We start from the raw sequence: 21,655 nt of genomic DNA on the forward strand, positions 1-21,655 counted from the left end.
GCCTCACGCCTCCAGTGCCGGGCGGAGGTCCCACAGGGTGCGCCAGGTGCCGGCGCCCTGCTCCGCACGGCGGCGGACCGGGCCGTCCCAGTAGCCCAGCAGGCGGGCGGCGTCCGACGGGTCGTCCTTGCGGACGACGCCGATCAGCTGGCCGGGCAGCCGCCCGAGCAGGTCGCCGCCGTCGGGCAGGTAGGCCGCGGAAACGCCGAGGGCGGTGGCCACCGAGACGGCCTCGGCGGTGCTCATCACGGTGGACGGGCGCTCGACGTCCCACCCCTCGGTGGAGCGGCCGGTGCGCAGGTCGCGGAAGGCGGTGACGAGTGCCTCCAGCACCGCGTCGTCCACCGCGTACGGCGCTCCGGCGCGGGCGACGGCGGCGGTGGACTGGCGGCGGACCAGCTCGACCTCGGCGGCGAGGCTGCCGATCGGGCCGACCGTCTCGAAGTTGAACCGCCGTTTGAGGGCCGCCGACATCTCGCTGACGCCCTTGTCCCGCAGGTTGGCGGTGGCGATCAGGGTGAAGCCGGCCGCGGCGTGCAGCTGGCCGTCCGGGGTGCCGGCCAGCTCCGGGACGGCGATGCGCCGTTCGGAGAGCAGCGACACCAGGGCGTCCTGGACCTCCGGCAGGCAGCGGGTGACCTCCTCGACCCGGGCGACGGCGCCGGTGGTCATCGCGGTGAGCACCGGCGAGGGCACCAGCGCCTCCCTGCTGGGGCCCTTGGCGAGGAGCAGGGCGTAGTTCCACCCGTACTTGAGCTGGTCCTCGGTGGTGCCGGCGGTGCCCTGGACGGTGAGCGCGCTGGTGCCGCAGACGGCTGCGGCGAGCAGCTCGGAGAGCATCGACTTGGCGGTGCCGGGCTCGCCGACGAGCAGCAGGCCGCGCTCGCCGGCGAGGGTGACGACGCAGCGCTCGACCAGCGCCCGCTCACCGACGAACTTCTGCTCGACGGCGAGGCTCTTCCGCCCGGCCTTGAGCTTCTCGCCGTCGCTGCCCATCACGAAGGTGACGACGGCGCGCGGGGTGAGCCGCCAGCCCGGCGGGCGGGGGCCGGAGTCGTGCGCGGCCAGGAACTCCAGCTCGGCGGCGTACTTCTCCTCCGCCGGGACGCTCTGCCGCGTCGGGGTCGGCGTCCCGGCCTTCGCCGTCCGGGCGGGAGGGGGCCCGGCGGCCGGGGGGTGGGTGTTCACGGTCTCGGTGGTGCTCATCGGCGGGCCTTCCTGCGCTTGCTGGTCCGGAGCTCTTCGTAGCCGGGGGTGTCCCCGTCGCCGATCCGCTGCCAGGCCCGGGCGAACAGCTCCGGGACGGACAGGTGCGGCAGGACGGTGTGGTGGGTGGGCAGTTCGTACAGACCGGCCTTCCAGGTCTCGGCGGGCAGGCCGGGGGCCTTGGCCTCCTGCCAGCCGCCGGGCAGGAAGAGACTGCGGCCGGCCCGGGCCCGCTTGGCCTCCAGCACCAGGCCGGTGGCCGCGAGTTCGGCACGGGCCCGCTTCAGCCGGGCGGGCTTCCAGCCGGTCCAGCGGGCGACGTTGCGGTCGGTCGGGTCGGGCAGCGCGAGCAGCTGGAGGTAGAGCGCGGCGGCGTCCTCGCCGAGGCCGTGCGCCTTGGCGGCCTCGGCGACCAGGTCGGGCACGCTGAGCTGCGGGTCCTGCGCCCAGCCGGTCGGCGCACCGCCCTCGGGCCCGGCCTCCGGCAGCGACACCAGCCGCTCCAGCTCGCCGCTCAGGACCGCTTCCAGCGCGCGCCGCTCGCCGGCGAACCAGTAGCTGGCGGAGAGCCCGCCGAGCAGCTCCAGCAGGGGGTCGTCGGCGCCGGTGAGCCCGGCCGGGCGCAGCCAGACGTGCTCGTCCTCGCCGCCGCCGGGGGCGAGGACGAGTGCCTCACCGCAGCGGACCAGGCCGTCGGCGTCGGCGCCGCCCTCGGCCGGCAGGCCGTACCGGGAGCGCAGGACGGCGGCCAGCTTCTGGTCCTTGAAGGTCAGATGGAGGTCGTGGTCCAGCAGCAGGCCGGGGTCGGCCAGGCGGGCCCGCAGTGCGGCGACGGCCTGCGGCAGCAGCGGGCGCAGCGGGCTGTCGGCGGGCAGGTGGTAGGCCAGCCAGCGGAGGGCGTCGACCGTCCCGGCGAGCGTGTTGCCGCCGGGCACGGCGGCGGGGTCGTCGGCGCGCAGGCGGACCGCGCCGCCGTCCTCGTCGGCGCGCACCCGGTAGCCGGTGGTGCGGCTGAGCCAGGGCGTCCGGGCGGGGTTGAGCACCGCCTCGATGTGGCCGATGTCGGCGCCGCTGACGGTGGCCTGGGCGTCCTCGGGCAGCGTGACGAGCGTGCCGAACAGCTCCGTCCAGCGGGCCGCGCCGGCGGCGGTGTCGGGGCCCTCGGTCCAGAGGCTCTCCGGGTCGGCGGGCAGCAGCGCGGCCCAGACGTCGGCGAGGGAGGTCCGGTCCCGGTCGCGGAGCCAGTCGCGGGCGGCCTTGGCCTCGGTGTTCCTGAGGCCGTACTCCTTGAGCCGGTCGGCCGGCAGCACGTTGCCGTACCAGTGGAAGAGGGTGCCGGTGGGGCTGAGCAGCAGGGTGGCGCGGGTGGTGCCGATGCCGGTCCGTGCCGCGAAGTCGGCGGCGTGCTCCGGCTCCCGGGTGGTGGCGCCGCGCAGGGCCAGGACCCGCCGGAACCCGGCCAGCCACGCGGCGCTGATCCGCTCCTCGGTGTTGCGCTCCTCGACGGTGGTGAAGTGGGCGACGGGGCCGAACGCGCCACTCGGGTCGTGGTCGACGGCGAGCCAGTGCACCCGGTCGCCGTGGTGGTGGCGGCAGCCCAGGACGACGACGGTGCGGTCGCCGTGCCGCAGCACCTGCCCGGCGCGCTTCTTGTGCCGGTGCTCCCGGCCCGCCTCGTCGAGCGGCTCGCTGAGGGTGATCTCGCGCAGGGTGGCACCGCGGTCGGCGAGCAGGCCCTTCGTCAACTCGTCGAGCAGCACCACGAGGGAAGACCGCTCGGCGCTCCCGGTGAGCGGGGCCGCGGCGGCGTAGGCGAGGGTGCCGAGCCGGCCGAGCAGGTGGAGCCAGCCGTGGTGGTTGTCGTCTCCGAGCAGCCGGACCTGGAGCGGGGTGGACCAGCCCTCCCCGCCCTCGGGCACCGCGGGCGGGGCGGCGAGGACGGCGGTGACGGTGCGCAGGTTGTTGAGGGCCAGCCACCCGCCGTCGCTCCCCCAGGACGGGCCGAAGCCGCCGAGGTCGGGGAGCAGGACGCCGACGGCCTGGCGCAGCTCGTGGTCACGGCCGTGCTCGGGCTGGTACGCGGCGCTCCGCCGGGCGGCGTCGGCCTTGGGGCGCGCCTCGGCCTCGGGCTGCGGGAGGAACCGGGCGACCCGGTCGAGCAGGTCGGCGGCGGCCCGGGCGAGCCCGGCGACGCCGGCGCGCAGCAGCGGGTGGGAGACGCCGGGCAGCGCCTCGCCGACCGCGGTGACGGGCACCCTGCTGCGGGACTTCTTGCCGTTGGCGAGCAGGCGGCGGGTGCCCTGGACGGTGAGCCAGCGCTGCTCGTCGGCGGGCACCGGCTCGACGTCCACCGGCCAGGCGGCGTCGATCAGCCGGGCGGCCTGCTGGTCGGTGACGGCGCGCAGGACGCGCGAGCCCTCCTCGTCGCGCGGCCGCAGGGCGTGCCAGTGGACGAGCGGCGGGACGTACGCGGTGCCGGCGGCGGCCAGCCCGCCCGGACGGCAGACGCTCAGGTCGGCGGTGGTGTCCGTGTCGGCCGTGGTGACGGTGCCTCCGGCGGTTCCGCCCGCCGGGGTTCCGGCCACGTGGGTTCCGGCCGCCGGGTCGGTGTCGGTGTGGGCGCCGGCGGCGTCGGGCAGGGCGAGGGCCAGGCCGCCGCCGCGCTCCTCGACGACCAGCGGGCGGGCGCCGCCGGGCAGGGCGAGCCGGCCGACCGGGAAGCGCCGGGCGTGGGTGCCGTCACCGGCCAGGACGAGGGTGGTGCCGTCGGCGGTACCGGTGGTGACGCGGCCTCCGTCGACCCGGACCCAGCTGCCGAGCGCGGCACCGTCGGTGCCGAGCGGGGTGGCCTCCAGCCCGGGCTGCATCGGCAGCAGCCGGGTGCGCTGCACGTCGAGCCGGCCGGCCGCCGCGGTGGCGGCGATCCGCGGCGGCTCGGCGGCGCGGCCGAGGGTGCCGGTGGCCGGGTCAAGCTCGGTGAGGTGGCCGCCGCCCCGGCCGTGGCGGACCGTCCAGTGGCCGGTGCCGTCGCCGGTCACCGGGTGCTCGGCGGGCATCCGGGTGTCCCCGGCGTGCAGGGGGCGCTCTCCGGTGGTCCGCCCGCCGCCGGGCAGCGGGAGGGACGGGACGCCGGGCTCGTCGTTGCCGCCGTAGTAGCGGACGACGGTCTCGCCGCCGAGGACGAAGGTCTCGGCCGGGCGACCGGACCAGTAGGCGTGCTGCTTGCCTTCCCGGTACCAGGCGACGAGCAGCTCGCCGTCGACGTAGCGGAGCCGGGGCCGCTGCCACCGCTCCAGCTTGTCGGGGATGCGCAGGGTGTGCTCCAGCACGATGCCCTGCGGGCCGGTCACCACGACCTGGTCCTTGCGGGCCAGGATCAGGTGCGGCCAGGCGTCCTCGGTGTACAGGCCCTCGGGGAGCTGCCGGCCGGCCGGGCCGCCGGGTGCCGTGCCCGACTCGACGCCGAGCCTGCGGAGCGCCTCTTCGAGGGCGGGCCAGCCGAGTTCGTCGAGGATGCCGGCCCGCAGGGTGCGGGCGAGCAGGCCGGTGACGTCGAGCCCGGCGATCCGCTCGGCGGTGGCCGGGTTCTCGCTGCGGATGGCCGTGCGGCTGGTCCGCAGGACGCGCAGCAGGTCGGCTGCGCTCGCCAGGCCGCGGGTGGCCAGGAGTTCGTCGGCGCGCGCGTCGGACCACTCGACGAACAGCTCGCGCAGCACCGGGAGGGCGGGCACCTGCCGGGCCACGGCGGCGTCCCAGGCGCCGGGGACGGCGGCGCGCAGCGCGGGCCGGAACCGCGGGTCGGCGGCGAGCGCGGCGAGCGTGCGGCCGTCGGGGTCGGACCGGGCGACCCAGGCGGAGAGGTCGAGGGAGAGGCCGTCGGCGGGGTCGGCGACCGGGACGCCTTCGGCGAGCAGCAGGTCGAGCACGCCGAGCTGGACGGTGCTGCGCCGCACTCCGGCCAGCAGGTCGACCGGGACGCCGTCGGCGCGCAGCCGGCCGGCCATCCGGCCGGCGAGGGCGATGGTCTCGGATCCGGGGCTGTCGTTGTTCCAGCCCCGGCCGACGTGGTTGCACCAGCTCCGCAGCCAGTCGGCGGGATCGGTGGGCCCGGCACCCTCCGCGGCCCCGGCGCCCTCCGCGGGCGCGGTGCGCGGCCCGGTGAGCAGCTGCTCGGCGCCGCTCTCGGCGAGGACGGCGAGCCAGGAGGCGTCCTGGGCGTTGCGGTCGGAGGTGCCGGCCGGGTCGGGCAGGATCTCCAGCAGGCGGGCGCGGACCGCCTCGTCGCTGCGGCCCAGGTCGATGACGGCGCCGTGCCAGGACTTCCAGAACGCGCCGGGCGCCCGGTTGACGGCGGGTGAGGCGAGCAGCTCGGCGAGGAGCGCCCGCTCGTGCTCGGTGCGGTCCAGCCCGGCGGCCCGGATCAGGGCGCGGGCGTCCTCGGCGACGCCCGCGTAGGGGGCCATGCCGGCTGCCGAGCGTTCGGTGCAGAGCTGGCGGAACCGCTGCCAGGCGGTGAGCGGGTCGAGCCGGGTGCTCAGCTCCTTGACGTACTGGCGCAGCGACTTGACGGTGAGCGCGCCGGCCAGCGCGAACTCCAGGAAGACGGCGCGCAGCCGCTCCTCGTCCACGGTGAGGCTGTGGGTGCGCTCGGCCTCGCGGGCCTTGCCGAAGAAGGTGCCGGCGTAGGTCTGGTTGCCCTGTTCGAGGAAGATCCGGCCGACCTCCTCGCAGTAGGTGGGCAGGAAGTGCGGCACGGCGCGGCCGAGGCGCACGGCGAGCGCCTCGAAGCCGTCCTTGGCGTGCCCGGGCTTGGACCTGGCCTGCCGGGCGAGCCGCTCCATCTCCTTGACCAGGGCGAGCGCGTGGTGCCCGTTGGCCGGGTCGTGGACCAGCGCCCAGGCGGGGAAGCCCAGCGCCTCCTGGCGGACCTGGCCGACCTCCGCGGGCTCCTCTGCGGGCCTGAGGCCGAGGAACTCGACCGCCAGGTCCTCGGCGGGGCCGAGCGCGCCGGGCACCAGCCGGACGATCCGCCGCCCGTCGAGCGCGGGGTGGGCGTAGCTGCGGGCGGTGAGCACGTCGGCGGGGCTGTCGGGCCGTCCGGCGCCGGGCAGGGTGCCGGCCGGGAGCACCGCCCCGGCGTCCAGCAGACGCTCGCGCTGTCCGGTCGTACCGGTGCCGCCGCTCTCGATGCGGCCGGTGTCGGTGGCGCTGGTGGTCATGCGGCTTCCTCCCCTTCGATCGTGCGGCCGGCGTGCAGCGCGGCGGCCATCCGCATCCCCTCGGACCAGGCGACCGGCCCGACCTGGGCGAGCGGCAGGACCTTGCCGCCCTGGCCCGTCCAGCTGAGTGCGCCGGTCTCGCACTCGTCGTACTCGTAGTAGTCGCCGACCCAGACGCGGGCCTCCAGGGCGACGCCGCCCTCGACGACCGGCAGGACGGCGTGGCCGCCGCGCACCCGGTAGCCGAGCCGGGCGCAGCGGCCGAGCAGCTCGCGCAGCTCCTTGTAGCGGCCGCCCGCGTAGGTCGTGACCTCGGTGCCGGGCGCGTCGGCGCCGGCCGGGCGGTGCCACACCTCCCGGTACAGCTGCTGGACCTGCTGGGCGACGCCGAGTTCGACGGCGAACTCGCGCAGCTCGTCCAGGTCGTCCAGCAGGACCGGGTGGGGTATCCGGATCTCGGCGTCGGTGAGGCGCACGGTGTCCCCGTCGAGGTCGACCAGGCCCAGCCCGCGTTCGGCGTCGGCCCCGCGCAGGAACCCGGCGACCGAACCGTCCGCGCCGGTGACCACCAGGTCGCGCAGGACCTCCTGCCAGGCCTCGTCGGCCCAGACCGCGGTGACCACGGCGGCGGGCACCGGCAGCGAGCGCACCATCCACCGCTCGGCGTCGTCCAAGCAGCGCCGCCGGTGCCCGGCCAGCCACTCGGTGAGCTGCCTGAGCCCGGTGACCACCGGATCGTCGTTCAGCTTCGACGGGACGGACTTCAACAGGCGGCCGGCCGCGTTGCGGCAGACCACCTTGCCCTCCTCGTCGAGCGCGACTTGGTAGCCGCCCGTTCCCGCTTCCACCCACGCCACGGCCGCTCTCCTCCCAGCTGCTGGTCAGTGATGCGAGGAACGTAACGGGACACACTGACAACGCGTCGGCCGGGGGGACCGCCTCCGGGCAGGCTCGATTCCAAACCCATCGAACGGGTGAACGATGGGAAGTTCCGGCCCCGATCCGGTAGATTCGCCCGGAATCTGATCGGCACACGAAGCGGCTCCGGGCCGCCTGGTCGGCACGGGGGAAACGGTGGGGACCGGACGGGCGGAGACCCGGCGCCAGGAGGCGCTGCTGGAGTGCTGGCGGGCGGTGGAGCTGTTCAGCCCGCCGCCGATCCCCGCCCCCCGCCGCCGGCGCACCGGCCGGTCCGGCGGTGCCGACGAGGCGCTGTGCGACCTGACCCCGGTCCCCGGGGAGCCGCGCCCGCTGCTGCCCTGGGCGCCCGGCCACCCGGTGACGGCGGCCCGGCTCGCCCCGCGCGGCAAGATGTGGCGCCACGAGGTCTACGGCGGGGTGTTCGAGCTGGAGCGGCTGCGCCAGGCGATGATCGCGGCGCTGCCGAACGGCACCGACCCGGACCCGGGCGTGCCGGCCCGGGAGCTGGTGCTGAACGGGCAGAGCGCGATGTACGCGCTGGTCCTGGACGAGCACGGCCGCCTGGTCGAGGACACCCCGGTGGTGTCCGCCTGCGCCTGGGCGGCCGGGCGGCTCTTCGACCCCGGGCCGTCGGCCGACGGCTGGCTGGACGGCTTCGAGGACCTGGACGAGGCGTTCGGGCTGGCCGTCCGGGAGCTCACCGCGACACCGATCCCGCACGTCGCCTGGGCGGAGTCCCGGCGACCCGGGCCGCCCGACGCGACGCTCCGGGACTCCGGCCGGCCCGCCGGCGACCGGGCCACCCGGCCCGGCGCCGACCCGAACGGCGGTCGCTCCGGGGGCGGTTGGCAGCGGCTCGTCGCCGAGATCCTCGGCGGCGCGGCGGTCGGCGCGCTCGCCGCCCTGTTCGGCGAGGTCGCGGGCGCGGCCGCCCAGGGCGCGGTGGAGCCGCTGGTCCGGCGGACGGCCGACTGGGTCGAGGCACGCCGGGCCGCCCGCGACCGCACCGGCGGGACCTCGCAGGCGGACGCGGGAGCCCCGGCGGGCGCCGGCGGCGCGGGTGCCGGAACGGCGCCGGGCGGCGGCAGCGCCACCACGGCCCGGTCCGGTGGCGGCGGAGTTCCGGCCGCGGTCGCGGTGGACGACGAGCTGCCGGCCCCGGGCGCGGGGGAGGACGACGGCCCCCGGCCGGTCTCCTTCGCGGACCTGGTCGCACTGACCGCCCAGATCGCCGACCTGTGCGGCGTCCAGCACCTCCTGGACCCGGCCACCATCCGGATCAGGAGCCGCCTGGTGCGCCGCCCCAAGGACGCCCGGGCATCCGCGACCGTCGGCCAGCTCTTCCTCAACAGCCTGCTCCCGCCCGACCTGGCCAGGGTCCGCGCCGCCGCCGACAAGGGCTTCGGCCCGGCCCTGACCACCTACCTGAGCGCCGGTGAGGAGCTCGACCCGGCCCACCGCACCGACGTCCGCGAGGACCGCGCCGCCGTCCTCGCCGGCGTCCGTCCCGCGCTGACCCCGGCCGGACGCTGGCCGGCCGAGGCCCGCCACCCGCTGGCGCTCAGCCAGCAGTTCGCCGTCAACCGGCTGCTCCGGGCCCGCGAGGGAACGACCGGCGGCCTGTTCTCCGTCAACGGGCCGCCGGGCACCGGCAAGACCACCATGCTGCGGGACCTCGTCGCCGCCCTCGTGGTCGAACGGGCCGCCCTGATGGCCGAGTTCGACCGGCCGGAGCAGGCGTTCACCGGGCGCCCGTGGTACGGAAAGGACCGCCAGGGCGTCCATGCGCGCTACGTCGCCGCACTCGACCCCCGGCTGACCGGCTTCGAGATCGTGGTCACCTCCTCCAACAACGGCGCGGTCGAGAACATCACCGCCGAACTGCCCGGCCTCGGCGCCCTCGCCGAGCACTGGCACCCGGACGAGGGCCACTTCGCCGACCTCGCCTCGGCCCTGCTCAAGGGCGCCCCGGCGTGGGGACTGATCGCCGCCGTGCTCGGCAACAAGACCAACCGCAAGGAGTTCGTCGACCGGTTCTGGTGGGGCCGGCTGCCCCCCGAGGAGAACGCCGCCCGGACTCCCCTGGGGCTGCCGCCGCTTCGCGGGATGCAGGCCGTCCTCAGCGGCTGGATCCCCCCGACTCCACCGCGCACCCGGAGCCGGACCGGCGCCGCCGCCGCCGCTCCCGCAGGCGCCGCCGCTCCCGCGGGCCCCGCCGAGCCGGTGCCGTCCTGGCCGGAGGCCGTGGCGGCGTTCCGCGCCGCGCAGGCCGAGGTGGAGCGCCTGCGCACCCAACGCCTCGCTCTCGCCGAACTGTTGGACACCGTCGAATCATCCGCAGCGGAGCAGCGCATCCAGCACCTGCGGTCCGCGGTGCGGGCCGCCCGGGCGCGCGACGCCGAGGCCGGGGACCGGCTGCGCGAGGCCGAACAGGCCACCGCGGCGGCCACGCTCGCCACCGCCACCGCCACCACGGCCCGCCGGTCCGCCGACGAGCGGCTCCGCCAGGCCGGCCTCGACCTGGCCGCCGCCCGGGCGGACCTCGCCGCGGAGCGCGAGGTCGCGGAACAACAGCGCCGGTACGTGGAGGCCCTGGCCACCCGGCACGACACCCCGGCCGATGTCGAAGGCGGCCTGCGCGGCGGACTGCGCCGCCTGTTGCAGACCTCGGCCGACCGGCGCGCCGCCGAGGAGCAACGGGGCCGGTCCCAGGCCGAGATCCTGCACCTGCTGGACACCGGCCGGGCCGGCCTCGACGACCAACTCGCCACCGTGGGGCGCTCCGTGCGGGCCGAGGTGCTCGCAGTGGACGCCCGGGCACGGATCGCCGCCGAGGCCGCGGCCGGGGAGGGCCGCCTGGCGGCCGCCCAGGACCGCGAGCGCCGCGCCGAGGCCGAGGAGACCCGGGCCCGAGCCGGGTCGGTGCACGCCCGACGCGAGGCACAGAGGGCGGCCGGAGAGCTCGAAGCCGCCGTTGCCGGGCTGCGCGAGGGCCGGGAGCGGCTCGACGCGGCCGCCCTGGAACTGCCGTCCCTCCCCCGGGACTGGGCCGAACTCCCCGACCAGGAGCAGGAACTCGGCTCCCCCTGGACCGACGAGGCCTGGGCCACCGCCCGCAGCGACCTGTTCCTGCGCGCCCTGGACCTGCACCGCGCACTCGTCGCCGGGTCCGCGAAGAAGGTGCGCGGCAACCTCCAGGTACTGATGGAACTGATGGCCGGCACCAGCGGCCCCGTCCCCGACGAGCAGGTCCAACAGGCATGGCAGACCCTGTTCCTGGTGGTCCCGGTGATCTCCTCGACCTTCTCGTCGATCGGCAGCATGTTCGCCCGGCTCGACCGCGAGTCGATCGGCTGGGTGCTGGTCGACGAGGCCGGACAGGCCGCACCGCAGGCCGCCGTGGGCGCGCTGTGGCGGGCGCGCCGGGCGGTCCTGGTCGGGGACCCGCTGCAACTCACGCCCGTGATCACGATGCCGACGGCCCTCCAACGGCGGCTGCTGGAGGCGTACGGCGTCCACGAGGAGTGGCTGCCGTCCGGCACCTCGGCGCAGGCGGTCGCCGACCGGGTCAACCGCTGGGGAACCTACCTGCCCGCCCCCACCGGTGACGCCGACGACGAGCAGGTGTGGGTGGGCTCGCCCCTGCGCGTCCACCGCCGCTGCGAGGAGCCCATGTTCACCGTCAGCAACCGGGTCGCCTACGACGGCCTGATGGTCTACGGCACCGCGTCGAAGCCGTTCCCCGACGAGGAGCACCCGGGGCTCCTGCCCAGCCGCTGGTTCGACACCGAGGACCCGGAACGCAGGGCCGGCGCCGCCTGGAGCCCGCGCGACGGGCGGGCCTTCGAATTCGTCCTCAACCAGCTCGAACTGCACGGCGTGGGCATCGAACGGCTGCGCGTCATCGCACCGTTCCGGGAGCTGGTCAAGGAGTGCAAGCGGATCTGCGGCGGTCGCGAGGGCTGGACCAGGGACCTCCTGGAGGAGCGGTGCGCCACCGTCCACAAGGCCCAGGGCAAGGAGGCGGACGCGGTGATCCTCGTCCTCGGCGGCGGTTCGCCGGGCGCCCGCCACTGGGCCGCCGAGACCCCGAACCTGCTGAACGTCGCCGCCAGCCGCGCCAAGCGCCGCCTCTACGTGGTGGGCGAGCGCCGGCTCTGGGCTCCGGAGCTCCACTTCGACGTCCTGGCCGAAGAGTTGGAGGTCTTCGACCACCGCCGGGACCGGTGACCCGCGGCCTGCGCCACTACGGCAACGAGAGGCGCAGGATGCGGTCGTCGCCCGGGTGGGGGTCGCCGGCGCCGTCGGTGTTGCTGGTGACCAGCAGCAGGGTGCCGTCCCGGTCCGCGACGACGGTGCGCAGGCGGCCGTAGGCGCCGGTGAGGAACTCCTGCGGCGCGGCGGCGAGGCGGTCGCCGTCGAGCGGGACGCGCCACAGCCGGGTGCCGCGCAGGGCGGCCACCCAGACGGCTCCGTCGGCGTAGGCGATGCCGCTCGGCGACGCCTCCGAGGGGCGCCACTGGACGACCGGGTCGGTGAACTCGGGGCGGTTGCCGATGCCCTCCACCACGGGCCAGCCGTAGTTGGCGCCGGGCCGGATCAGGTTCAGCTCGTCCCAGTTGTCCTGGCCGAACTCGGACGCCCAGAGCCGGCCCTGGGGGTCCCAGGCGAGCCCCTGGACGTTGCGGTGGCCGTAGGAGTAGACGGGCGAGCCGGGAAAGGGATTGCCGGGGGCCGGGGTGCCGTCGGGGGCCAGCCGGAGGATCTTGCCGCCCAGCGAGCCCTTGTCCTGGGCGAGAGCGGGATTGCTGCTGTCGCCGGTGCCCGCGTAGAGCAGGCCGTCCGGGCCGAACGCGATCCGGCCGCCGTTGTGCCGGGGGCCGCGCGGAATGCCCGTCAACAAAACGGCCGGGTCGCCCAGTTGCCGGGTGGCGGGTTGGGCGGGGTCGTACGGGAAGCGGACGATGCGGTTGTCGGCGTCGGTGCTGAGGTAGGCGTAGACCAGGTGGTCGGCGGGGTAGCCGGGTGACAGGGCGAGGCCGAGCAGGCCGCCCTCGCCGCCCGCCACCACGCCGGGCACGGTGCCGGCCTCCGTCCGGGTGCCGTCCTTCGCGGAGACGCGGAAGATCCGCCCGCTGTCCCGCTCGGAGACGAGGAGGTCCCCGTCGGGCAGCACCACCAGGCCCCACGGCGACTGCAGCCCGTCGGTGACGGTCGCCCGGACCACCGGGGCCGAGGCGGAGGCCGACCCGGCGGGGAGCGGTGAGGAGGCGGAGGTGGCGAGGTTCGAGGGCGCCCCCGTGGGGCCGGTGGCGGAGGAACAGCTCACGGCCGCGACCGGCCCGAGCAGCAGGGCGAGCGACACGGCGGCGGAACGACGGAACACCGGTGGGCCTCCCGGAGCGCGGCGGGTGCGGATGCGGCGCCCCCAGCAGACCACACGCACCCGCCGCCCGGACCGCAACCCGCCGGGCGGCGGACGGCGGCACAGCGGGCGACGGCACGGCGGGCGACGGCACGGCGGACGGCCCGTGGCCGTTCAGCCCGCGGCCGCCCGCACCCCCTGCGCCGGCCCCACGCCGGCCCCCGCACCCGCACCCGTAGCCGCACCGGTCCGCGTTCCCGCCCGCGGCACGATCACGGGCGCGCCGTCCCCGGGTGCCGCCAGCACGTCGCTGTCGATGTCGTACAGCGCCCGCACCAACGGCGCGTCCACCACCTCGCGCGGCGCCCCGCAGGCCACCACCTTGCCGTCGCGCAGCGCGACGACGATGTCCGCGTACCGGGCCGCCGCCGCGAGGTCGTGCAGCACCATGACGACGGTGCGCCCGCCCGCCGCGACCGTGCGGACCAGCTCCAGCACCTCGACCGCGTGCCCGAGGTCGAGCGCACTGGTGGGCTCGTCCAGCAGGACGACGGGCGTGTCCTGCGCCAACACCATGGCCAACCAGCAGCGTTGGCGCTGGCCGCCGGAGAGGCGGTCCAGCCTGCGGTCGGCGAACGCGTCGACCCCGGTGGCCCGCAGCGCCTCGGCGGTGAGCCGCTCGTCGTCCGCCGACCACTGGCGGAAGAGGCCCTGGTGCGGGTGGCGTCCGTAGCGGACGAGCCCGGCCACGGTGACCGCCTCGGGCGCCTGCGGGCTCTGCGGGAGCAGCGCCACCCGGTGCGCGGCCTGCCGGGGGCGCAGCCGCCAGACGTCCTCCCCGCCGACCAGCACCCGCCCGGCGTCGGGCCGGTGGAGCCGGGCGACGGACCGCAGCAGGGTGGACTTGCCGCAGCCGTTCGGGCCGACGATCGCCACCACCCGCCCGGCGGGAAGGGTGAGGTCGACGCCGCTCAGCACCGGACGCCCGGGGCCGTAGCCGGCCGTGAGGCCCTCGACCGTCAACTCCATGGAGCGCTCCTTCGGTTGGATCGGACATCGGTTGCCGGGACGGCGGGTTCCGGGACCGCGGGTTCCGGGACGGCGGGTTCCGGGACGGCGCAGACGGGACCCCTGCGACGGACACCGCAGGCCGGGCGCCCTACCCCGGGTGTCCCCCGCCTCAGGACTTGGCGCCGAGCGCCTTGCCGATGTCACCGATGACCACGTCGGCGGCGAGCGGACCGCCACGGGTGGACCAGACCGAGCCGTCCACGGTGACGGTGTGGCTGTTCTTCACCGCGCCCAGCTCCTGGTAGGCGGGCTTCGACTGGACGTCCTTCAGCGCCGCCTTGCCGTCGTCGGTGAGGGTGGAGAGGAACAGCCAGTCGCCGTCGATCTCGTTGATCTTCTCCAGGCTGAGCGCCGGGGTGTGCGCGTTGCCGTCCTTGTCCTGGGTCTTCGGGCGGGTCAGGCCCATGTCGAGGGCGACACCGCTGGCGAACTGCTTCTTCTCCATCCAGCTCGGCCCGGTCGGGTTCCAGCGGACGATGGAGACGGCGGCGCCCTTGTTCGCTCCCAGCTCGCCGCCGGCCTTGGCGGCCTTGGCGTCGTAGTCGGCGATGACCTTGTTGGCCTGGTCCAGCTTGTTGACGGCGTTCCCGATGCCGCGGAAGGAGAGCTTCCATTCGTCGGTCGGGGCCATGGTGACCAGCGTCGCCGGGGTGATCTCGCGCAGCTGCTTGAGCATCTGCTCGTCCTGCATGTCCCCGGCCAGGATCAGGTCGGGCTTGGCGGCGATCACCTTGTCCATGACGGGCTGGAGCAGGTTGCCGACGACCGGGACGCCCTGGACCTTGTCCTTGAGGTAGGCGGGCGGCTCGTTGAGGCCCTGGCCGTTGGTGATGCCGACCGGCTTGACGCCGAGGGCGAGCACCGCGTCCAGGTCCTCCTGGGTGAGGGTGACGATCCGCTTGGGCTCGGCGGGGATCTCAACGGCCTTGCCGGTGGCGTCCTTGACGGTCCGCTTGCCGCCGCTGCCGCCGCCGGCCGCGTCCGCGGCGGGGGCGCCGGAGGCGGACGCCCCGCCCTTGTCGGCGGAGCCCTTGTCGGCGGAGCCCTTGTCGGAGGAGCCGGACGAGCCGCAGCCGGTGAGCAGGAGCGCGGCCGCGCCGGTGGCGGCCAGCGCCTGGACCGCCCGGTGGCGGGCGAGATGGAGCGGGCTCTGGGCGGTCGACATGTGTGCCTCCGGGCAGCGGTGTTGCAGACGGCGGTAGGGGCGGGGCCGTCAAAGCGGTCGGTCGGGACGAGCGATGAAACGGGCGTGACGGTGAAGACGGGCGTGACGGTTGAACGGTGTGACGGTGAAACGGGTGCGACGGTGAAAACGGGTGTGACTGAGGGCCGTTGCGGACGGCGGGCCCGGGCCACGGTGGTACAGCACGGGCCCGGGCGGCCATCGAGCCGCAATGACCATTAGGTTAGCCTTACCTTATGACATTGTCGCAAGTGGGTGCCTCCGAGCAGGCCCGCACCGGCCCCGCCGCCGAGGTCCCGCCGCCGCCCGCACCGGTCCGCCGCACCACCTGGCTCACCGTCGGCGGCATCGTCGCGGCCCTGCTCGCGCTCACCGCGCTCTCGCTGTCCGTCGGCGCCGGCGAGATCGGGCCGACCCGGGTGCTCGACTACCTGCTCGACCGCGGCGGCGCCCGCAGCGACGGCCGGCTCGCCCTGGTCGTGGGCGACCTGCGCCTGCCCCGCACCCTCACCGCCCTCCTGGTCGGTGCCGCGCTCGGGGTGGCCGGGGCCCAACTCCAGTGCGTCACCCGCAACCCGCTCGCCGAGACGGGCCTGCTCGGGGTCAACGCGGGGGCCTCGCTCGGCGTGGTCGTCGGCATCGCCGTGCTCGGCGTGCAGACCTCCTACGGCTACCTCGCCTTCGCCTTCGGCGGCGCCGTGCTCGCCAGCGCCCTCGTCCTGCTGATCGCCGGCAGCCGGGGCGGCGGTTCGCCGATGCGGCTGGTGCTCGGCGGTTCGGCCGTCGGCGCCACCTTCGGCGGCCTCACCGGCGTTCTGATCGTCAACTCCCCCGAGGCGTACGACCGGTACCGGGTCTGGGTGCTCGGCTCGCTGGCCGGGGTCGAGGGCTGGACCACGCTGCGCCAGCTCGCCCCCGTGCTCGGCGCGGGCTTCCTGGTCGCCGCGTTCACCACCCGCCCGCTCGCCGCACTGGCGCTCGGCGACGACCTGGCCCGCGGCCTCGGCCACCGCCCCGGCGCGACGCGGGCGGCGGTCGCCACGGCCGTCACCCTGCTCACCGCCTCGGCGGTGGCACTGGCCGGCCCGATCTCCTTCCTCGGCCTGCTGGCCGGCTTCCTCGCCCGCGCGGTCGCCGGCCCCAGGGTCGGGCGGCTCACCCTGCTCGCCGGCCTGGTCGGCGCGGCGGTGCTGACCGGCGCGGACGTCCTCGCCCGGGTGGTGGCCCGGCCATTCGAGGCACCGGTCTCGGTCATCGTCGCCCTGGTCGGCGCACCCACGCTGATCGCCATCGTCCGCTCCCGGACGATGGCCGCGCTCGGCATGACCGACACCGAGCCGACCGGGTCCTCCTCCGCGCACGGGGAGGCCAGGACCCCCGGGCCCGACCTGGTCCTGCGGCGCGGCGCGCTCTCCCTGCTGCTCCCCCGCCGGTCCGCACTGGCCGCGCTCGGCCTGGCCGCCGCCCTGCTCGCCGCCGTGGTGGTCTCCGCGCACGCCGGGCAGAGCGAACTCGGCCTGGGCCGCACCTTCCAGGCCGTCTTCGGCTACGGCGACCGGCTCGACGTGCTGCTGGTGCAGAAGTTCCGCCTCGGCCGGATCGTCGCGGGCCTGGCCGCCGGCGCCGCGCTCGGCCTGGCCGGCTGCCTCACCCAGACGCTCGCCCGCAACCGGCTCGCCACTCCCGAACTGCTCGGCGTCAACGACGGTGCCACGGCCGCCGTCCTGTTCTCCGTCACCGCCTCGGGCACGTTCGGCGCCTGGTGGGCCGGGCCGCTCGGCGCGCTGGCGGCGGTCCTGGTGGTCACGCTCGTCTCCGGCGGCCTCGGCGCACGCGGGTACCGGGTCCTGGTCGTCGGCCTGGCCATGTCGGCGCTCGCCTCGGCGCTCATCCAGGTGGCGATGGCCCGCCGCTCGCTCAACTCGGCGGGCTCGCTGTTCGTCTGGACCTCCGGCTCGCTCAACGGGCGCGACTACGCGGTGGCCACGCCGGTGCTGATCGGGCTCGCGGTGCTGGTGCCGTTGGCGCTGGTCGTCGCCCGCCGGCTGGCGGTGCTGCGGTTCGACGACAACGTGGCGTCCTCGCTGGGCGTCGACCCGGCCAGGGTCCGCCTCGCCTGCCTGCTGCTGGCCGTCGCGCTGGCCGGGCTCGCCGTCGGGGTCTGCGGACCGGTCGGTTTCGTGGCGCTCGCCGCCCCGGTGATCGCCGGCCGCCTCGCCGGGCCCGCGCGGGTGCCGGTGCTCGGATCGGCGCTGGCCGGGGCGGTGCTGGTGGTGCTCGCCGACACGCTCGGCCGGGTGCTGATCGGCGGCGTCGAGATCCCGGTCGGCATCGTCACCACCGTCCTCGGCGGCCCCTTCTTGCTCTGGGTCCTGCTCGGCCGCAAGGGCAACCCCGCCTAGATATTCGAGGAGTCATCGACATGCAGAGTGAACTCGGCCCGTCCCAGGACGGGTTCTGGGACCGGGTGGCAGCGGAGGGTGCGCCGCTGGTCGAGCCCGACCCGGACGACCCGGCCCACCGGCTGGTCACCTTCGTCCACCGGGACGACCCGGACGACCCGTGCGACGGCGTGCTCGCACTAGTGCACACCGTGACCGACAAGGACCGGCACGCGGGCAACCTCACCCCGCACTTGATGGAGCGTCGACCCGGAGGCTGGTCGCTCACCTACCGGCTGCGCGCCGACCACCGGGCCTCGTACCAGCTGTACCCCGTCCACGGGACCGTCCCCGGCACGGCGCGCGCCGACTGGCTCCGGGTCCTGGACGGCGCCCGGCCCGACCCGCTCGCCCACGGCCCGCGACTGCCCGCCCGCGACGGCCGGCACCCGTCCTCCGTCCTCGCGCTTCCCGACGCCCCGGCGCAGCCGTACGCCGAGCGACGCGACGGCGTACCGCGCGGACGGACGGTGGCGGCGGAGGTCGACGGCCGACGGGTGGACGTCCTCCTTCCCGCCGGGCACCGCGCGGACGGCGGACCGTACCCGGTGCTCGTCCTGCTGGACGGGGAGATGTGGGGCGAGGTGCTGTCCGTCGGCGACACCCTCGACAACCTCGTGGCGGACGGGGCGGTCCCGCCGGCCGTCGCCCTGCTCGTCCACACCATGGGCCCGGGCCGCCCGGACGACCTGAGCTGCAACCCCGGCTTCGTGGACTTCCTCGCCGACCGGCTGCTGCCCTGGGCCGCCGCCGGGTACGGCACGGCGCTCACGCCCGACCGCACGGTCGTCGCCGGCCAGAGCGCCGGCGGGCTGACGGCCGCGTTCGCCGCGTTCCGGCGGCCGGAGCGGTTCGGCGGCGCACTGTCGCAGTCGGGCTCGTTCTGGTGGCCTGACGGGACGGAGTTCGACGCCGGGAGCGAATGGCTGACCCGCCAGTTCGCGACCGGGGAACGGCGGGCGGCGCGGTTCTACCTGGAGGTCGGACTCCAGGAGTGGATGCTGCTCCCGCAGAACCGCCACCTGCGGGACGTGCTGGTCGCGCGCGGCTACGACGTCGAGTACCGCGAGTTCAACGGCGGCCACGACTACGCCTGTTGGCGCGGCGGCCTGGCGGACGGCCTGTCCCACCTGCTGGGTGCGCCCCGGGGCGGGGACCGGACCGGCCGGCAGACGGCCGCAAGGGAGTGAGGGCCGGGGCCGGCGCGACGCCCTGGGCCCGGGCCCGGCCCCACCGCGCCGCCCCGGCCCCACCGCCCCGGCCCCACCACACCAACGGGCACGGGCGTGTTGGACACACGGTTCGTGGGCGATCGTCAGCTAGCCTGCGTCGACGAGGTGACGGGTGACGTCACAGCGACGAAAGGACTGATCGTGGCGGAGAACTACACGGATCGGCCGGCGCCGGAGTCCGTGCGCATCATCGACTTCGACGAGGCGAAGGCCGTCCCGGGGATCGTCCCCGGCACCTTCATCCTCGTCGTCAACGGGGTCATGCCCTACCTGAACATGACGGTCCGCCTGTCACCGCTGGTCTACATCCAGCGACCGGACTACTGGGGCATCGAGGTCGTCGGCTCGCTGCACGGCGTCGGACTGCCCGCCACCGCGCCGTACACCGTCTCCCTGCCGCTCGACGGCATCCTCGGGACCAGGGGGATCGAGGTGATCGGGGCGAACAGGACCGAGCGGATCGACCTCCCCTGAGGCCCGTGACGGCGGGTCCGGGCCCACCGGCGTCGGCGCACCCCCGAGAACCCCCGGGGGGCGCCTGCCCGGGACCCCCGGGGCCGCCCGCACGAAACCACCCCAGGGCCACCCAGGGCCACCCACAGGAAGCCACCCGCAGAAAGCCACCCGCCCGGGATCCCCCGTTCCCGTGCGGGATCACGACGAAGCTTAGTACAATGTCACATTGTGACTTACCGTCCGTTCCAACCCTCCACCGACTACCCGCCGCTGGCCGGGCTGCTGTCCGCCACCGGGGCGCGGCCGGTCACAGCCGAGGAACTCCGCGCCCAGGACGCCCGGCTACCCCCCTCCGGCAGCCTCTTCAGCACGTCCGACGGGCTGCTCACCGGCTACGGGCGGATCCGGCTGGTGACCCCCGGGGCCGACGGGGAGCTCCTCGCCTTCGCCACCGCCTGGCGGGCGCCGTGGACGCCGCCCGGCGATGTGGCCTCGCTGGTCGTCGGCTCGGCCGGCCTGGCGACCGCGCGCCTCCTGCCCCTGGCGGACGCACTGGAGCAGTGGGCCCGCGGTGCGGGTGCGCGCCGGCTGCTCGGGGAACTGCCCGACGACAGGGCGGACCTCCTCCGTCTCCTGGTCGCCCGCGGCCACCGGATCGACGCACACGTCCGCAGCGCCTCGGCCCGGCTGGGCGCGCTGCCGCCCGCCGCACCGCCACCGGGAATCCGCTTCGGCACGCTCGCGGCCACCTCGGCCCCCCGGCCGGCCCTCCAGCTGTACCAGCTCTACCGCGAGACGCTCGACGACAACCCGGGGTTCGTCGACGCACTGCCCGACTTCGACCGTTGGTACGCCGAGGTGGTGGCCGGCGACGGGTGCCGCCCGGACTGGGTGTTCACCGCCGAGTTCGCGGGGCGCATCGTCGGCGTCAACGCCGTCCGTGCCACCGACGACCAGCTCACCTGCCACGTCGACTACACCGGCGTCCTGCGCCCCTGGCGGTCCCGCGGACTGGCGCGGGCGCTGAAACTGCACGCCGCCCACCGTCTCGCCGCCCACGGCGTGCGGACCGCGCGCACCGAGGTCGAGGCCGGCAACCTCCCGATGATCGCCGTCAACACGGCCCTCGGCTACCGCTGGGAGACCGGCCACCACCGCCTGGTGAAGGACCTGCCGGGATCCTGACATGTGACCGGTCATCGGCCCGCGCCGACCCGGGTCGACGCGACCGGGGAGCCGGGCCGGCGTGACAGACGGCCACGGGCCGGCACGGCCGACGGCCCGTCCTAGTCCTGCCAGTGGAACAGCAGGGTCTCGACGGTGAGGGGCTCGCGCCTGCCGAAGTAGTAGACGAAGAGGCCGGTGACCCGGATCGAGCCGGTGGCCTCGTCGATCCAGCGGAAGCCGGCCGGTTCGAGGGCCCGGCGGGCCGCGCAGTCGTCGCCGTCGCCGGTGGCGAACCGTCCGAGGGTGCTGATGAACAGCTCTCCGTCGGCGCAGTCGATCACGTGGTAGGTGCCGTTCCCCTGGTGGCTTTGCCGGCCGGCCGGGACCGGGGGTTCCGGTGCGAGGCCCGCCGCGGTCAGCGCGGCCGTTGCCCGCCGGAGCCGCTCGTCCTGCCCGTCCGGTCCGAGGCGGACCGGGGGCTCGGTACAGAGGGCCTCGATCCGCCACCGTGGATCGCTCTGCCGCTCACAGCCGTGCCCGTACTCGTGCACGATCGCCCGGCGGAGTTCGTCGTCCAGGCCGGCGACCTCGACCCGGGGGCGCCCCAGCGACTCGTGGACCGCCCGGGTCTCGGCGGCGTCGCCGGTGAGGCGGTGCAGGGCGTAGGCCGCCCAGAGCTTGGCCTCGGTCGTCGGCGCCCCGCCGAGGTGGCCGCGCAACCGGTCGGCGTCGGTCAGCAGCGACTGGGCGAGGTACGCGACCGCCCGGTCCGGGTCCGCGAGCGCATCGGTCACGTCCTCGCCGGCGCGGTGCCGCATGCGGACCCGGAAGACGCGGTCCTCGGGCCGGCCGTCGCCGAGGCCCGCCATGACCACCGCGGCCCCGTACCGGGCGGTCAACGCGTCCAGCCCGGCTTCGCCGACCTCCCGCCAGCGCGGCCAGGGGCTGGCCGCGAGGGTGGCCAGCTCCTCCGTGGCCGTGAGGTCCCCGAGTCTTCCGCGGGCCTTGAGGATCGCCTCGGGCATGCCGAACGAGCGGTCGCGGCGCCGGTCCTCGTGCCACAGCCAGGGCAGGAGTTCCGCCCGGTCGGCGAGGAGGTCCAGGAGCGCGGTGCGGACCCCGGCCACGTCACCGGTGTCCTCGACGCGGGCGAGCAGCTCCGCCACCCACCGCTGCGGCACCCGCCCGGCCAGCGCGACCGCGCACGCTCTGCGGTGCCACCAGGGGTGCCCGCGGTCCACGACGTACCGCGCGAGTTCGTCCGCGTCGACCTCGCGCAGCCCGGCGATGTCGGCCTGTCCGTTCCCCGTGAGAAGCGTCTCGATGCTTCGCATACGGGGACTGTACTGCCCCGAGGGCCGCCGGGTGAGTACCCCGACGGCCCTGGATGCCGG

At 76.0% G+C, this 21,655-nt stretch carries 12 protein-coding genes; 5 read left to right on the forward strand and 7 right to left on the reverse strand.

Annotation, left to right across the window (positions count from 1 at the left end):
- Window positions 1-3: 3 nt before the first annotated feature.
- Genes ACFC1F_RS03315 through ACFC1F_RS03325 form a run of 3 tightly spaced genes read right to left on the reverse strand, consistent with a single transcriptional unit; the run spans window position 4 to window position 7,282 of the window.
- Window positions 4-1,206 carry an AAA family ATPase gene (locus ACFC1F_RS03315; RefSeq protein WP_209409607.1) on the reverse strand — a complete coding sequence of 401 codons (1,203 nt, stop codon included), beginning with the start codon at window positions 1,204-1,206 and terminating at the stop codon, window positions 4-6.
- Window positions 1,203-6,425, reverse strand: coding sequence for a hypothetical protein (locus ACFC1F_RS03320; RefSeq protein ID WP_376155306.1), 5,223 nt, complete (start codon window positions 6,423-6,425; stop codon window positions 1,203-1,205). The genes ACFC1F_RS03315 and ACFC1F_RS03320 overlap by 4 nt, the downstream gene beginning before the upstream one ends.
- Entirely contained in the window at window positions 6,422-7,282 is an 861-nt protein-coding gene (locus ACFC1F_RS03325; protein ID WP_209409609.1) for a DUF4132 domain-containing protein, read from the reverse strand. The genes ACFC1F_RS03320 and ACFC1F_RS03325 overlap by 4 nt, the downstream gene beginning before the upstream one ends.
- A gap of 217 nt (window positions 7,283-7,499) precedes the next feature.
- On the opposite strand from ACFC1F_RS03325, the gene ACFC1F_RS03330 reads away from it, so the two are divergent.
- A complete protein-coding gene (locus ACFC1F_RS03330; protein WP_376155308.1) occupies window positions 7,500-11,576 on the forward strand; it encodes an AAA domain-containing protein in 4,077 nt (1,358 codons plus the stop codon).
- 16 nt (window positions 11,577-11,592) lie between these two features.
- Here ACFC1F_RS03330 and ACFC1F_RS03335 read toward each other — a convergent pair whose 3' ends face one another.
- The 3 genes from ACFC1F_RS03335 to ACFC1F_RS03345 all read right to left on the reverse strand — a co-directional run bounded on the left by ACFC1F_RS03335 (window position 11,593) and on the right by ACFC1F_RS03345 (window position 14,947).
- Window positions 11,593-12,732: a PQQ-dependent sugar dehydrogenase gene (locus ACFC1F_RS03335; protein WP_376155310.1), complete on the reverse strand. Its 1,140-nt coding sequence runs from the start codon at window positions 12,730-12,732 to the stop codon at window positions 11,593-11,595.
- A gap of 153 nt (window positions 12,733-12,885) precedes the next feature.
- A complete protein-coding gene (locus tag ACFC1F_RS03340; RefSeq protein ID WP_376155312.1) occupies window positions 12,886-13,740 on the reverse strand; it encodes an ABC transporter ATP-binding protein in 855 nt (284 codons plus the stop codon).
- A gap of 151 nt (window positions 13,741-13,891) precedes the next feature.
- Window positions 13,892-14,947, reverse strand: a complete 1,056-nt coding sequence (locus ACFC1F_RS03345) for an ABC transporter substrate-binding protein (protein ID WP_376155314.1) — start codon at window positions 14,945-14,947, stop codon at window positions 13,892-13,894.
- A 254-nt stretch (window positions 14,948-15,201) separates the two neighbouring features.
- Between ACFC1F_RS03345 and fhuB the strand changes: the two genes are divergently transcribed.
- From fhuB to ACFC1F_RS03365, 4 genes are all read left to right on the forward strand, one after another.
- Complete coding sequence (gene fhuB / locus ACFC1F_RS03350; RefSeq protein WP_376155315.1) at window positions 15,202-17,367, forward strand: Fe(3+)-hydroxamate ABC transporter permease FhuB; 2,166 nt, start codon at window positions 15,202-15,204, stop codon at window positions 17,365-17,367.
- 20 nt (window positions 17,368-17,387) lie between these two features.
- Window positions 17,388-18,596 (forward strand): enterochelin esterase, encoded by a 1,209-nt coding sequence (gene fes / locus ACFC1F_RS03355; protein WP_376155316.1) that lies wholly within the window; start codon window positions 17,388-17,390, stop codon window positions 18,594-18,596.
- A gap of 183 nt (window positions 18,597-18,779) precedes the next feature.
- Complete coding sequence (locus tag ACFC1F_RS03360) at window positions 18,780-19,112, forward strand: hypothetical protein (RefSeq protein ID WP_209409640.1); 333 nt, start codon at window positions 18,780-18,782, stop codon at window positions 19,110-19,112.
- A 210-nt stretch (window positions 19,113-19,322) separates the two neighbouring features.
- A complete protein-coding gene (locus ACFC1F_RS03365) occupies window positions 19,323-20,279 on the forward strand; it encodes a GNAT family N-acetyltransferase (RefSeq protein WP_376155317.1) in 957 nt (318 codons plus the stop codon).
- A gap of 101 nt (window positions 20,280-20,380) precedes the next feature.
- On the opposite strand, the gene ACFC1F_RS03370 is transcribed toward ACFC1F_RS03365, so the two are convergent.
- Complete coding sequence (locus ACFC1F_RS03370) at window positions 20,381-21,595, reverse strand: hypothetical protein (RefSeq protein WP_376155319.1); 1,215 nt, start codon at window positions 21,593-21,595, stop codon at window positions 20,381-20,383.
- Between the last annotated feature and the right edge of the window lie 60 nt (window positions 21,596-21,655).

It is taken from the genome of Kitasatospora sp. NPDC056181 (assembly GCF_042266225.1).
Lineage (GTDB): Bacteria > Actinomycetota > Actinomycetes > Streptomycetales > Streptomycetaceae > Kitasatospora.